This is a genomic window from Devosia ginsengisoli (assembly GCF_007859655.1).
Lineage (GTDB): Bacteria > Pseudomonadota > Alphaproteobacteria > Rhizobiales > Devosiaceae > Devosia > Devosia ginsengisoli.
In genome coordinates, this window is sequence record NZ_CP042304.1 from 3,196,475 (window position 1) to 3,209,979 (window position 13,505).

Sequence of the window (13,505 nt, forward strand, 5' to 3'; positions counted from 1 at the left end):
GGAGCGATTTGAGGCGAGAAGGCCAGGGGCTGCGCCCGAATGGCGTCTAGGCCGACTTCTTGCGCTTGAGGCTTTCGGCCAGCACGGCGTTGATGCGGGTCTGCCAGCCGGGGCCGTCCGCCTTAAAGCCGGCGACGACATCGGGATCGAGCCGCAGGCTGACCGAAATCTTCGGCGCCTCTGATTTGGGGCGGCCGGGCAGTGGCAAGCCACGCTCGGCAAAGAACTGCTTAGCCGGAATGGACCGGCGAATGGCCTCTTCGGTCAGCTCGGGATTTTCGTCGTCGGGTACGCCGTAGCGGCGTTTCTCAGGCTTGGGGTGGTCCATAGCGCCTTTCCTCCTTTCGGTTGAACTCGCGGACGCTGATTATGCGAATGATGGGGCCTCGGAAGGTGAACACAATCGAGTATCCCACACCGTCTTCGGCGTAGCCACGAGCCAGAAAGCGATCTTCGCCATAGTCGTGCCGGTTGTCCGGTTCGATTATGGCGCCGGCCCAGTTGAACATGTACGCTAGGTCAAACCCGACCCGGTGCTTGACCAGATTTGTCCGATTCTTGGTCTCGTCCCATTCGAATTCCATCGAGCCCCCTCAATGTAGTCCGTCATGCCGTCAGTGTCAATTTTTGTATATACAGAAATTACATGAAGCTCATCGGGTCGATATCCACCTGGACCTTGAGATTGCCGGTGACCTTTTCGGCCGAGCCGAGCCAGAAGCGGACATAGCCGGAGAGGTCGAAATCCTTGCCGGACTGCGCCAGCAGTCGCACGCGGTGGCGGCCGCGGACCATGGCGACCGGGGCGTCGGCGGGGCCGAACAGGCGCACGCTATCGGCCATGGGAGCGGCCGAGAGCAGCTTTTTGGCGAAACCCATCGCCACTTCATGCTCGTTGGCCGAGACGATGAGCGCCGCCAGCCGGCCGAAGGGCGGCAATCCGCCGGCTTCGCGGGCCAGCAGTTCATGGGCGTAGAAGGCCTCGCGGTCGCCGGTGACCATGGCGCGCATCACAGGGTGGTCAGGGTGATAGGTCTGCAGGAACGCCTTGCCGGTCTTGGACGCACGGCCGGCGCGGCCCGCCACCTGGGTCAGGATCTGGAAGGTCTTTTCGGCGGCGCGCGGATCACCATGCGCCAGGCCCAGATCGGCATCGAGCACGCCGACGACAGAGAGCTTTTCGAAATGGTGGCCCTTGGAGACCAACTGGGTGCCGATGATGAGGTCGAACTCGCCCCGCTCGATCTCGGCGAAGCGCTCGCGCAGCTGGGCATTGCTGCCCATGTCGGAGGAGAGGATGACCCGCCGCGCATCGGGGAAGCGGGCGGCCGCTTCCTCAGCAACACGCTCGATGCCGGGACCGACGGCGGTGAGGCTCTCGGTATCGCCGCACTGGCCGCAGACTTTGGGCGTGCGCACTTCGTGACCGCAATGGTGGCACATGAGCACGCCGCGGAAGCGGTGCTCCACCATCCAGGCGGAGCAGTCAGGGCATTGATATTGATGGCCGCAGGAGCGGCACAGCGTCAGCGGGGCATAGCCGCGCCGGTTGAGGAACAGCAAAGCCTGCTCGCCCCGGTCCAGCGCGGCGAAGACTTCGCGCGCCAGTTGCGGGGCGATCCACTGGCCTTTTTCCGGGCCATTCACCCGCATGTCAATGGCCGTGACATTGGGCATGGCGGCTTCGGCGAAGCGCGAGGTCAGCAGCACATGGGCGTAGCGCCCGGCATTGGCATTGTTGCGCGTTTCGACCGACGGCGTGGCCGAGGAGAGAATGACGCGGGCATTGCTGAGATGGGCGCGCACCACGGCCATGTCGCGGGCGTGGTAATTGACCCCGTCGGACTGCTTGTAGGCGCCGTCATGCTCTTCATCGAGCACCAGCATGCCCAGTTCGCGGAAGGGCAGGAACAGTGCCGAGCGGGCGCCGACCACCGCGCGCACCGAACCATCGAGCACACCGCGCCAGACCTTGGCCCGTTGCGCCGGGGTCATGTCGGAATGCCATTCGGCGGGCCTGGTGCCGAAGCGGCGGGTAAAGCGGGCGATGAACGTGTTGGTGAGGGCAATTTCGGGCAGCAGGATCAGCGCCTGTCGCCCGGCCCGCAATGTCTCGGCCACTGCCTCGAAGAACACTTCGGTCTTGCCGCCGCCGGTGACGCCATCGAGCAAAGCGACGCCGAATTGATGCGGATCGAGCGCGGTGATCTCGTCCAGCGCCTGTTGCTGGGCCGGCGACAGCGTGGCGATGGCCGCATCGGGATCGGGCGGCAGCACGACGGGTGGCGGCGGCATTTCGAGCCGTTGCACCGCCCCTGCCCGCTCCAGCCCGTCGATGACGGACGGCGAAACGCCGGTGGCGCCGATCAGCGCGGCCTTGGGCCAGGCCATGTCGTCCAGCAGCGTATCGAGCACGCGCAGCCGGGCCGGGGTGAGCTTTTCCGGCTCATGGCCGGTGCGGCGATAGGCGATGACCGGCCGGGGCGCATCGAGCGCTTCGGTCGAGCGCAGGACAGCGCGCAGCACCATGCCAGGGGTGGCGAGCGTGTAGCGGGACACCCAATCCACCAGCTTGAGCAATTCCTCGCTGAGCGGGGGAATGTCGTAGACCTGGGCGATATCGCGCAGCCGGTTATGCGCCACCATGTCCTTGGGCGCACCCCAGACCACGCCCAAAGTCAGCCGCGGGCCCAGCGGCACGGCCACGATCGAGCCGCGCGTCACCACCATGCCCGGTGGAACGCGATAGCTATAGGGGGTCTCTACCGCGACCCCCACCATGACGGCGACGATATCTGGACGCTCTTTCATTTGTGCCCGTTCTGTTCGCATCCGAACATAGGGAGCGCAAGTGATTCTGCCAGCCCCGCCTGTCGAAACGCGTTAGGCGACGACGAGCGTCGAGCCGGTCTTTACCGCGTCATGCAGGTGGATGATGTCCTGCTGCAGCAGGCGCACGCAGCCGCTCGACACCGCCTGCCCGATGGTGCGCTCGTCGGGATTGCCGTGAATGCGGTAGATCGTGTCGACATTGCCCTGGTGGATATAGAGCGTGCGCGCGCCCAGGGGGTTGTCGATACCCGGCGCCATGCCGTGACGATAGGGTTCCAGCTCGGGCTGGCGGTCGATCATCTCGGAGGGCGGCGTCCATTTCGGCCAGGCGCGCTTGTAGGCGATATGGGCACGCCCCGACCAGGCAAAGCCGTCGCGGCCGATGCCCACGCCATAGCGCGTCGCCATGCCATCACTGCCCACATGGTAGAGGAAGCGGCTGGCCGTATCGACGACGACAGTGCCGGGCTTCTCGCCGGTTGGGTCGATGACCTGCTGGCGCCAGTAGATCGGATCGACCAGCGACATATCGGCAGCGCGCAGCGGGAAAGGCTCGTCATAGACCGGGCCATACATCAGCTGCACATCGGCAGGAACCGCGTGGCGGACCGGGGCGGCTGGCACGGTGGCACGCGGGCTCGTGGTAGCGCAGCCCGCAAGGGCGAGGGCGGAAAGGCTGGCGGCGCCGGCCATGAACTGGCGGCGGCCAAGGGAAAGACTGGTCATGACAATACTCGGATAGGCGACCGTGTGGTCGCGGACAGGGAAAGTGGTGAAGGCCGAAAAGCTCAGGCCGCTCTTGGCGGCGGCAATTCGGTCTCTGGCTGCGGCGCCGCGAGTGGCAGGACCACGTCGCGCCAGGACCGCTGCCGGATCGAGGGGAAGACCAGCGACGCCTGGCTGACCATGACACCGAGATCGGGATGGCAGGGCAGCACGCGCTTGCCGCCCAGCGACTTGCAGGGCTTGATCGCCAAGAGGTTCCCCGATGACGCATGGACCTGGGTCGATGTCGGCGGATGCGCGCTCACGCCCACTGACAGGCTGGGCGCCGCAAGGGCGACCAGGGCCAGGATGAGGACAGCAATGCCGAGCAGACGCGTCATGGTCCGGCCTTAGCGCGCCCGCCCCATGCTTGAAAGCCAGCTCACGCCAGCGTGTAGCCCCGCCGCGCATTCGCGCCCCGGCATGGTGCAATTGCGCCACAGGGCAGGCGTCGGCGACTGCTGACAGGCCCTGTCAGGGACCGGGCGCATCATGCCTATCCAAGCACAGGAGAGTGTCATGACGCAGATGATCGATCGCCTGAACCACAGCGACGAACTGGTCGCCATTGCCGAAAAAGCCAGTCTCTATGCCCTGCTGCAGCAAGCTTTGCGCCGCCAGCGCATCCCGCAGCAAGTGCCGGCGCGGCTCTATGACGATCTGGGCATTCCGCCCAGCCAACGCCCCGATTTCACCCTGCATGTCCGCTAGGGCCCTTGTTTTGTCGCGTTTCCGAACCGCAAAACCGTGGCCACTTTTGCTGAAAACGCTCTAGAAGGAGCCCTTGATTCCCGCGGTGATCTCGGCGCTGCGCAGGCCGGCCGCCGCGGTAGCTACCGTATTGCTGATCAAGGTATCGGTATTGGCATCGTAGACCTTGGTGTCGCCGCGCTGCTCGAAGACATGGTCATAGCGGGCCGCCAGGGTTAGCTCGGCATTGCGGCCAAGGGCGAAACCGACATCGACACCAGCAGTGAAGGTGGGCGCGACCCAGAGCGAATCGACGAAACGCAGCGGCGGGATGCGCAGATAGTGATCGTCGGTGGCGACGCCGAGGAAGGTCAGCCCGCCCCGCAGCAGCCCGCCGACGCGGAAATTGCCGTAATGCTCCTCGCCATCGACGCCCAGGAACAGTTCGGGCAGTTGCTGGCGATAGGTGATGCCGGCCACCCCGTCGGGAATACTGCCGGCTATGTCGCGGAAGCCGCCACCGCTGGAATAGGTGTAGGTGCCGCCATAGGCGGTCCATTGCACGTCGGAATATTTGATGCCGCCATGTGCCCTTATGACCGCACTGCCGTCATTGACCAGCTCGTAGCCCAGGGCCGCCGCGCCAGTGAAATAATGGTCGAGCCTGGTATCGGGATGCTGGCTGCGATGGGACCAGTTGGCGAAGGTGTCATCACCCTTGAGCCAGTCATAATCTTCCATATAGCCGCTGCCGAAACCGGCCACGCTGCCCTCGAGACTGGCGCTGAGGCCGCCGCCGAAATCCACGGCAAGGCTGCCGCGCAGCACTGGTGTCAGGCTCTGCCAGATCAGGTGGCTGACGGTATAGTCGCCGCTGAGCACCTTCTCATTGCCTTCGAGATACATGAGGCCAAGGCTGGCATTGGCGCGCACCGTATCGTCCGGGGCGGAGTTCGCCGTGGCGCCGCCGCCCCAATAGGGATCCTGCTGCCACATATCGGGGGACTGGGCCATGGCCTGTGCCGACCCGAACAGCGCCAGCATGCCGAGGGCGGGAACGAATGAAATGCGCATCGGCTCGGTCTCCTTTGCAACGAGCATGGCCGGGTCGGGGTTAAGGTTGGGTTTACCATGCCGGACCAGACTGCAGCCATGGTCGATTCCGCCTTTGCCAGTGACGAATTCATCCGCGCCCAGCTTGCCGACTGGCAGCGCGAGCTCGGCTCGGCGCGTCGGCTGGCAGCCAATACGCTGGAGGCCTATAGCCGCGATGTCGGGCAATTCCTCAGCTTTCTCGCCGGCCATACCGGCGGGCCGGTGACGCTGGCCACGCTCAAAGAGCTGCGCGGCGCCGATATCCGCGCCTTCATGGCGCAAAGGCGCGAGGAAAGCCTGGGCTCGCGCTCGCTGGCGCGGGTGCTGTCGGCGCTCAAGAGTTTTTTCCGCTTTCTCGAGCGCGAAGGCGTGGTGGCCACCGAGGCGCTCAACGTGATCCGCACGCCCAAAATACCCAAGAGCCTGCCCAAGGCACTGACTGTCATCGAGGCGCGGCAGACCATTGCCGAGACGGAGAAAATGGAAGAAGAGCCCTGGGTGGCGGCGCGCGACATGGCGGTTTTGTCGCTGTGCTATGGCGCCGGCCTGCGCATTTCCGAGGCCCTGGCGCTGACCTCGGGCGATCTCGAAAGCCAGGTTTTGCGGGTCACCGGCAAGGGCGGCAAGGTGCGGCTGGTGCCGCTGATCGAAGCGGTGCGCAAGGCGATCGATCTCTATCTCGAGCTCTGCCCGTTCAAGTCCTGGCCGGAGGAGCCTTTGTTTCGCGGGGTCAAGGGCGGGGTGCTGTCGCCGCGGCTGATCCAGTTGCGGATGGTGCAGCTGCGCAGCGCACTGCAACTGCCGCCATCGGCCACGCCGCATGCGCTAAGGCATTCTTTTGCCACGCATTTATTGGGCCGGGGCGGCGATTTGCGGGCCATCCAGGAATTGCTGGGCCATGCCAGTCTCTCCACCACGCAGATCTATACCGCCGTCGATACGGACCGCTTGTTGGAGAGTTATCGCAAGGCGCATCCGCGGGGCTAATGTTAACGGACTGTTAGCATCGACGCGAAGAGGGTGCGAACGCATTTGGCGATATCGGCCTTGCCGAACCGTCGCGCCGGTCCTATCACATCCGTCATGCACGCCACCGCGATCCTCATTTCCGCGATCCTTCTTACCGGCCCCATCAGGGACCGGAACGAGCGCTGACGTCCAGCCCTTCGTCTCACCGGCCCGCCATCTGGCGCTCCGGTGACTGGCATGGCGGCTCCCTTCCAGGACCCTTCCATGACCTCGACCGCGCAAGCTGCCCAATCGCATAACGACCCCATCGGCTACGGCCTTGCCGTATGCGGGGCAATTCTGTTTTCCACCAAGGGCATCTTCATCAAGCTCGCCTATGGCGAAGGCGTCTCGACCGAAATGCTGCTCAGCCTGCGCATGCTGGTGGCGCTGCCGGTCTACCTGGTCATCCTGCTCACCATTTTGCGCCGCGGGGACAGACTGGTCGGCGCGTTGACGCCCCGGACGGTATTGGCCAGCATGGCCATCGGCATATTGGGCTATTACCTGTCGAGCTATCTCGATTTTCTCGGGCTCAATTTCCTGACCGCGCAATATGAGCGGCTGGTGCTGTTCACCTATCCCTTCTTCGTCGTGCTGTTCGGGGTCTGGTTCTTCGGCGACCGCATGGTCTGGGGCGTGGTGCCGGCCATGCTGGTGAGCTATGGGGGCCTCTTGGTGATTTTCGGCTGGAACCTGGCGGTCGACCCCGATGGCATCGTGATCGGCACGCTGCTGGTGCTGGGCTCGGCCATTACCTTTGCGCTCTACCAGCACCTGGCCAAAAGGCAGATGCTGGTGCTGGGTTCGGCGCTGTTCACCTGCATCGGCATGTCGACCGCCGCCATCTGCGCCATTGCGCAGAACCTGATCATATCGGGCCCCATGAGCTATCTGGCGCTGACGCCGGAGCTCTGGGCCTATGGCCTGGCTTTGGGCGTGCTGGGCACCGTATTACCCAGCTTCCTGATGAATGCCGGCATGGCGCGGATCGGCGCCCGGGCCACCTCGTCCACCGCCGCCTTCGGCCCGATCGTGACAATTGTCATTGCCGTCATCGTGCTTTCCGAACCTTTCACCCTGTTTCATGGCGTGGGCACGGCTCTGGTCCTGTTGGGATCGGTGCTGTTCACCCGGGCCGAGCGGCGCGCGCGCAGCGCAGCCGGCTAAATCTTTCGCTGACGGCTTTTGGCCGCCGCAAAGCCGCTGTAATGTCCAGCCACGACTTGCGGCAGACATCTGGGAAGGGACAACCGATGAACGCATTCCATAAGGTTCTGGGCGGAGCCATGCTCGCCTTGGTCCTGGCCGGTGGGCTTGCCGCGCCAGCCATGGCGCAGAAACTCGACAACAAGAAGAACCCGCCGCCAGCCACAACGACGACAGCGACCGGCGATATCGACTTCGGCGATGATTCGAGCACCTGGGCCAATGACGGCGAATGTGACGATCCGCGCTTCGCCGGCTCGGGCTCGGCCAGCGAACTGGTCGACAGCGACATTCTCAAGGACGCCACCGACTGCCGCGCCGCCTATGAAGCCGGCACCGTGACCCTGGTCGAGGGTGGGGCGGCCCCCGCCAGCACCGCCGATATCGACTTCGGCGACGATTCCGGCCAGTGGACCAATGACGGGGAATGCGACGACCCGCGCTTTGCCGGCACCGGATCGGCCAGCGAACTGGTCGATGACGATATTCTCAAGGACGCCACCGACTGCCGCGCCGCCTATGCGGCCGGCACGGTGCAGTTCGTGGGCGACGGCGCTGCGCCCACCGCCATCACCGAAGCCGATATCGACTTCGGCGATGATTCCAGCGAATGGGCCAATGACGGCGAATGCGATGACCCGCGTTTCCAGGGCTCAGGCTCGGCCGCCGAACTGGTCGATGCCGATATCCTCAAGGACGCCACCGACTGCCAGGCCGCCTTTAACATGGGCACCGTGACCCTGGTGGACGAAGGCGATGTGCCGGCCGCCACGGCCGCCGATATCGACTTCGGCGACAATTCCAGCGAGTGGGCCAATGATGGCGAATGCGACGATCCGCGTTTCCAGGGCACCGGCTCGGCCAGCGAGCTGGTCGATGCCGACATCCTCAAGGATGCCAATGACTGCCAGTCCGCCTATGACCTGGGCACGGTGACCTTTGTGGGCGACACCAGCGCTATCGACTATGGCGACAATACCAGCGAATGGGCCAATGACGGCGAATGCGACGACCCGCGCTTCTCAGGGTCGGGCGTTGCCAGCGAACTGCTCGACGCCGATATGGGCCACGATGCCGACGACTGCCGCGCCGCGGTGGAAGCAGGCACCGCCACCTTTGGCGGCGCATCCGCCACCTCCCTCGCCGCCACCGCCGCCTTCGACTATGGCAGCGACTGGAGCGAATGGGCCAATGACGGGGAATGCGACGACCTGCGCTTCCAGGGCCCCGGCACCGACAAGAAGCTGCTGACCGACGACATGTATGGCGACGCCACCGACTGCCGTACGCTGGAAGAAGCCGGCCAGGTCTCGATCCGCAAGGTCTATTCGCCCGACTATCCGGCCGGCGCGCCCTATGACAGCAGCCATATCGAATTCGGCGACAACAAGTCGAGCTATGCCGATGACGACCAATGCGACGACCCGCGCTTCGAAGGCCCGGACGCCGCCTCGGTGCTGCTGGACAGCGACGAATATCACGACGCCAATGACTGCAAGGCCGCCTACGAGGCCGGCACGGTCATCCTGAAAAGCGAAGCCGAGTAATTCGGCAGGGATGAAGTTTTACGGCGGCGGGGTGAAAGCCCCGCCGTTTTGTTTTGGGCGGGAGGCATTCTCGGCTCCTGATGGTGCCACAGCCACCGCTCCCCTTCTCCCCTCGTGGGAGAAGGTGGCCGAAGGGCGGATGAGGGGGCGGACTATCCGCTGAGATCAAAGCATGGGCGAGCGCAGCCCCTCACCCGGTTTTCCGCTGAACGCGGAAAACCACCCTCTCCCGCAAGGGGAGAGGGGTAGTCGGTGGGTGGGTGAGATCGAGTAAGAGACCTCAGCGCTCGGCATTGGCCTTGATGCGGCGCAGGCCGGCGAGCATGACCTGTTCGTCGCCGTCGGAAAGACCGTCGAGCAGCGAGCGGAACAGGCGCCAGCCCTGGTCGGTCATGTGGCGGAAGACCGGCACCACTTCGTGCCGCAGATAGACCCGGCGCACGCGGCTGTCGCCGGCATCGGACCGGCGTTCCACCCAGTTCTTGGCCTCGAGCCGCTCCAGCAGCTTGCCCGCTGCGGCCCTTCCCATATGGAAGATTTCAGCCAGCTCGGTCTGGGTGGCGCCTTCATGCTCATAAATATGCATCAGGCCCCACCACTGTGTGTGGGTGATGCCATGGGCGCCCAGGCCCCGGTCGGATAGGGTCGAGACCAGCCGCGACACTTCGTGGATGGCATAGAGCACATCCGAATGCTGCCGATAGGTGCTGTCGGTCATCGACCGGATTGCCTCGACAACCGGGCTGGGCGTTTGATCGGGTTGCCGGGCCATGGGAAATGCCTTCCGTGAGTCGCGAAGCGCACCTTATGCGCCGTGTCGCGGCACCGTTCAAACGCTCAAACATGCATGCATACATACAAACTTGCGTCGCCGCAGTCGTATGCTAGTATACAATTGACGAACCCCAACAAGAGCCGGCAAACGGCCTGGAGGAGGAAAAGTCATCAGCATGAATTGTTTAGGGAGCCGCGCACACAACGTGCCGGCTGGAGGAGAAGGCATGTCCAAAAAACCGGATGACGACGACGATAATGCGCTGAGCCGGCGCGAATTCTTCAAGCAGGGCGCCGCGGCCGGCGTGGGGGCCGTGGGCCTCACCGCCATCGGCGCCACGGGCGCGCAGGCCGCCAGTGCCAATGATACCGAATGGGACTACGAGGTCGACGTGGTCATTCTCGGTGGCGGTGGCGTGGGCCTGACCGCCGCGGTGCGGGCGCGCGACCTGGGCGCTTCGGTGCTGGTGGTCGAGCAGAATTACGACCTGGGCGGCAAGCTGGCCCATAGCGGGGGCTGGACCTCGCTGGGTGGCGGCGACGCCATCCAGGAGCGCGATCGGCTGGGACTGGACCCTGACGGGCTGGGCCTGACCGCCCCGCTGCACCCGTCCGAGGATTTCGAGGACGACCCCGAACGCCTCTTCACCGACATGACCGACTGGTCGGTGGTCAATGACGGGGCAGTGGCCGAATATCGCTACAACGATCGCGAACTGCACCGCGCCTGGGCCGACAATGCTCCTGCCGTGCGGCAATTCCTGATGGACAACCATATCCGCTTCACCCGCATTGCCGGCACCCATTACGGCGGCGGCATGAGCCGGGCGCGCGCGCCCTGGGCCATGATCAAGCTGGGCGACGTCACCGATATCGAAGCGGGCACCATTACCAGCGAGGATGCCGGCAGCACCGAGGAAGAACGCAGCTCGCCCTTCAACCACCAGTCCATGGGACCGGCGCCTTCGGCCACCGGCTTCGGCGCGCCGGGCTGGATCTATGGCGGCTTCGTCATCGCCCGCTCGCTGGAACACAGCGCGCGCAAGAAGGGCGTGCGCTTCATGGTCAACCGGCACCTGGACGAGGTGATCCGCGAGCAGCAGTTTTCGGGCCGCGTGCTCGGCGTCAAGGCGAGCTATACGCCGCGCTTCGACCCCGAAACCGGCGAGCGGCTGGAAAGCTACTGGAGCGACGGCAATATCGACGAGACCAAGGAGGTCATCAATATCAGGGCCCGCCGCGGCGTCATCATCGGCACCGGCGGCTATATGGGCAATATCCCGTTCCGCACCATGTTCGACCCGCGCATGAGCGAGCCGTCCATTCAATATGGCGACGGGCTGATGGGCGTGCGCCACGAGGATGCCAGCGGCATCGTCGCCAGCATGCGCGTTGGGGCAAACCTGGCCGGCATGCTGCAGCCCTATGGCTACAGCCTGGGCACGCCGCACCTGGTGGGCACGATCGGCACGCGCGCCGTCTATGACGCCGTCATGCCAGGGCACCCGGTCTTCAAGTTCATCCGCGCCTTCGGCATTACCGTGGGCGGGGGCGGCTGGGAACATGTCATCGCCGTCAACCAGGTGGGTCAGCGCTTCTATAACGAGAGCTCGATTTCGGCCAATGCCGATACCCATGCCGCCTACCCGCCCGGCTCGTCGGGGACGAACAACCCCTTCACCCCGCTCGACTGGCGCAACAGCAGTGTCGAGCATGTGCGCGATACCTATAACAAGGGCGCCGCGGCCGATGCGGCCCTGGCCATGAATGAAGGCTCGCGCGGGCCTGACTATTCCTCGGGACCGGTCTGGGCGATCTTCGACCAGAATGCGGTGGACGCCAATGGCTGGGACCTGCGGCATCCCTATATCGCCGAGCCCCCGGACGGGTTCTTCCACAAGGCGGACACGCTGGCCGAGCTGGCCCGCAAGGTCACCGAGAATCCCTACCAGCACATGCCGCTCAAATATCTCGAAGAGACGGTGGCCAAATATAACGCGGCCGCCGAGGCGGGTGTGGATGAGGAGTTCGAAAAGCCCGTCATGCACAAGATCGAGACCGGCCCCTTCTATGCCGCGATCATCCCGCTGGCGGTCAACGATTCCTATGGCGGGCTGCGCATCAACGGCAAGGCCCAGGTGATGGATATGAGTGGGCAGGCCATACCCGGCCTCTATGCCGGCGGCGAAGCCAGCGGCGGCGGCCGCCAGCACGGCATCGGCCGGGCCACGGTCACCGGCTATATGGCGGCGACCAACATCGTGCAGGAACCGCTGATCTGACCAGGCCTGTCCCGGCGGCAGGCCATGCCGCCGGGCACCACCAATGGAAGGTAGGACGATGACTTCAGTGAAAGGGGGCCGGAAATTCTGGCTCGCCGCCATGGCCGGGGCGACCCTGCTCGCCGCGACGGTTCCGGGTGCGCTGGCCCAGGATGCCGATGCCGACATGCTCAAGGAGGGCCGCCGCGTCTATGTCGAGGGCAGCTGCGCCAATTGCCACGGCCCCAAGGGCGCGGGCGGGGTGAGCGTCGATTTTCCCAAGGGCCCCAACCTGCGCACCAGCGCGCTGGACCGCCAGACCATGCTCGACATCATCAGCTGCGGCCTGCCCGGAACGCGCATGCCGGGCTGGCTCAAGGGGGCCTATACCGAAGTGTCCTGTTTCGGCGAAGAGCTGGGGCCAATTCCCTCGGGCGTCCAGGTCAATGGCGCCTTCACGCTCGAGGAGCTCGAGGCGCTGGTGACCTATATCGAAAAGGACTTCATGCGGCGCTAGCGCATCAAGGCAAGGCGGCTCAGGCTGCCTTGCGCTCCACCATCATCTTCTTGATTTCGGCAATGGCCTTGGCCGGGTTCAGGCCCTTGGGGCAGACCTTGGCGCAGTTCATGATCGTGTGGCAGCGATAGAGCTTGAAGGGGTCCTCGAGGTCGTCGAGGCGTTCCTGCGTGGTCTCGTCGCGCGAATCGATCAGCCAGCGATAGGCCTGCAGCAAAGCGGCCGGGCCGAGATATTTTTCACCATTCCACCAATAGCTCGGGCAGGAGGTGGAGCAGCAGGCGCAGAGAATGCACTCATAGAGCCCGTCGAGCTTGGCGCGCTGCGGCACCGACTGGGTCCACTCCTTTTCCGGGGTCGGCGAGGTGGTCTTGAGCCAGGGCTCGATGGCGCGGTGCTGGGCGTAGAAGGTGGAAAGGTCGGGCACCAGGTCCTTGACGACAGGCATATGCGGCAGCGGGTAGATCTTGATCGGGCCGGTCGAGTCATCCATGCCCTTGGTGCAGGCCAGGGTGTTGAGCCCGTTGATATTCATCGAGCAGGAGCCGCAAATGCCCTCGCGGCAGGAGCGGCGCAGCGTGAGGGTCGGATCGACCTTGTTCTTGATCCACAGCAGGCCATCGAGGATCATCGGGCCGCAATCGTCGAGATCGACGAAATAGGTGTCGATGCGCGGATTGGCGCCCTGGTCGGGATCGTAGCGATAGATGTGATACTCGCGCAGCCTGCTGGCATTGGCGGGCTTGGGCCAGGTCTTGCCCTTGGTGGGGCGATCGGCCTTGGGGAGCATCAGTTCGACCATGGGTC

Annotated in this window: 14 protein-coding genes; 6 read left to right on the plus strand and 8 right to left on the minus strand. The window is 64.7% G+C overall.

Translation table 11 applies throughout. The features are described 5' to 3' along the window. Window positions 1–46: 46 nt before the first annotated feature. The 5 genes from FPZ08_RS15575 to FPZ08_RS15595 all read right to left on the minus strand — a co-directional run bounded on the left by FPZ08_RS15575 (window position 47) and on the right by FPZ08_RS15595 (window position 3,938). Window positions 47–328 carry a BrnA antitoxin family protein gene (locus FPZ08_RS15575; RefSeq protein ID WP_146290849.1) on the minus strand — a complete coding sequence of 94 codons (282 nt, stop codon included), beginning with the start codon at window positions 326–328 and terminating at the stop codon, window positions 47–49. Beyond that, the gene (locus FPZ08_RS15580; protein WP_146290850.1) at window positions 309–584 is read right to left on the minus strand and encodes a BrnT family toxin; all 276 of its coding nucleotides are present in this window, start codon (window positions 582–584) and stop codon (window positions 309–311) included. The genes FPZ08_RS15575 and FPZ08_RS15580 overlap by 20 nt, the downstream gene beginning before the upstream one ends. 58 nt (window positions 585–642) lie before the next feature. Then, a complete protein-coding gene (locus FPZ08_RS15585; protein ID WP_146290851.1) occupies window positions 643–2,811 on the minus strand; it encodes a primosomal protein N' in 2,169 nt (722 codons plus the stop codon). A 72-nt stretch (window positions 2,812–2,883) separates the two neighbouring features. Continuing rightward, on the minus strand, window positions 2,884–3,558 hold the full coding sequence (locus tag FPZ08_RS15590) for a L,D-transpeptidase (protein WP_146290852.1): 675 nt from the start codon (window positions 3,556–3,558) through the stop codon (window positions 2,884–2,886). A 62-nt stretch (window positions 3,559–3,620) separates the two neighbouring features. Further along, window positions 3,621–3,938, minus strand: a complete 318-nt coding sequence (locus tag FPZ08_RS15595; protein ID WP_146290853.1) for a hypothetical protein — start codon at window positions 3,936–3,938, stop codon at window positions 3,621–3,623. A 178-nt stretch (window positions 3,939–4,116) separates the two neighbouring features. On the opposite strand from FPZ08_RS15595, the gene FPZ08_RS15600 reads away from it, so the two are divergent. After that, window positions 4,117–4,308, plus strand: a complete 192-nt coding sequence (locus FPZ08_RS15600; RefSeq protein WP_146290854.1) for a hypothetical protein — start codon at window positions 4,117–4,119, stop codon at window positions 4,306–4,308. 60 nt (window positions 4,309–4,368) lie between these two features. On the opposite strand, the gene FPZ08_RS15605 is transcribed toward FPZ08_RS15600, so the two are convergent. After that, on the minus strand, window positions 4,369–5,361 hold the full coding sequence (locus tag FPZ08_RS15605) for an omptin family outer membrane protease (RefSeq protein ID WP_186767035.1): 993 nt from the start codon (window positions 5,359–5,361) through the stop codon (window positions 4,369–4,371). A gap of 57 nt (window positions 5,362–5,418) precedes the next feature. On the opposite strand from FPZ08_RS15605, the gene FPZ08_RS15610 reads away from it, so the two are divergent. The 3 genes from FPZ08_RS15610 to FPZ08_RS22030 all read left to right on the plus strand — a co-directional run bounded on the left by FPZ08_RS15610 (window position 5,419) and on the right by FPZ08_RS22030 (window position 9,146). Further along, the gene (locus FPZ08_RS15610) at window positions 5,419–6,369 is read left to right on the plus strand and encodes a tyrosine recombinase XerC (protein WP_246132681.1); all 951 of its coding nucleotides are present in this window, start codon (window positions 5,419–5,421) and stop codon (window positions 6,367–6,369) included. A gap of 246 nt (window positions 6,370–6,615) precedes the next feature. Further along, window positions 6,616–7,560: a DMT family transporter gene (locus tag FPZ08_RS15615; protein ID WP_186767036.1), complete on the plus strand. Its 945-nt coding sequence runs from the start codon at window positions 6,616–6,618 to the stop codon at window positions 7,558–7,560. Between the two features lie 86 nt (window positions 7,561–7,646). After that, window positions 7,647–9,146, plus strand: coding sequence for a hypothetical protein (locus FPZ08_RS22030; protein WP_186767037.1), 1,500 nt, complete (start codon window positions 7,647–7,649; stop codon window positions 9,144–9,146). A gap of 280 nt (window positions 9,147–9,426) precedes the next feature. Here FPZ08_RS22030 and FPZ08_RS15625 read toward each other — a convergent pair whose 3' ends face one another. Next, window positions 9,427–9,864, minus strand: coding sequence for a MarR family winged helix-turn-helix transcriptional regulator (locus FPZ08_RS15625; protein ID WP_186767038.1), 438 nt, complete (start codon window positions 9,862–9,864; stop codon window positions 9,427–9,429). A 283-nt stretch (window positions 9,865–10,147) separates the two neighbouring features. Between FPZ08_RS15625 and FPZ08_RS15630 the strand changes: the two genes are divergently transcribed. After that, entirely contained in the window at window positions 10,148–12,202 is a 2,055-nt protein-coding gene (locus FPZ08_RS15630; RefSeq protein WP_186767039.1) for an FAD-dependent oxidoreductase, read from the plus strand. A 58-nt stretch (window positions 12,203–12,260) separates the two neighbouring features. After that, a complete protein-coding gene (locus FPZ08_RS15635; protein ID WP_186767040.1) occupies window positions 12,261–12,698 on the plus strand; it encodes a c-type cytochrome in 438 nt (145 codons plus the stop codon). Window positions 12,699–12,717: 19 nt separating this feature from the next. On the opposite strand, the gene FPZ08_RS15640 is transcribed toward FPZ08_RS15635, so the two are convergent. After that, window positions 12,718–13,500 carry a succinate dehydrogenase iron-sulfur subunit gene (locus tag FPZ08_RS15640; protein ID WP_146290860.1) on the minus strand — a complete coding sequence of 261 codons (783 nt, stop codon included), beginning with the start codon at window positions 13,498–13,500 and terminating at the stop codon, window positions 12,718–12,720. Window positions 13,501–13,505 lie beyond the last annotated feature (5 nt).